At 54.4% G+C, this 228-nt stretch carries 1 protein-coding gene; it reads left to right on the top strand.

Annotation, left to right across the window (positions count from 1 at the left end; all coding sequences use genetic code 11):
• The coding region (locus R0J88_RS24295; protein WP_410901500.1) for a hypothetical protein at positions 1-228 on the top strand (228 nt) is incomplete at both ends.

The following is a 228-nucleotide window of genomic DNA, read 5'->3' as shown; positions in this document are numbered from 1 at the left end:
AACATTGCGCATATGTTGGTGCTGCCTTCGCTGATGGCGGCAATCGTCACCCAGCATCGCCACATCTCCCGCGACGTATTGATGGAGCACGTCAATGTGCTTTACCCAATGCTGAAAGCGGAGCTGTTCCTGCGCTGGGATCGCGACGAGTTGCCGGACGTTATTGATGCGCTGGCAAATGAGATGCAACGTCAGGGGCTGATTACCCTGCAAGATGATGAGTTGCAT

The sequence above is a fragment of the Pseudoalteromonas sp. SIMBA_162 genome, from assembly GCF_046535955.1.
GTDB lineage: Bacteria > Pseudomonadota > Gammaproteobacteria > Enterobacterales > Alteromonadaceae > Pseudoalteromonas > Pseudoalteromonas marina.
This window is presented reverse-complemented; position numbering and strand designations above follow the sequence as displayed.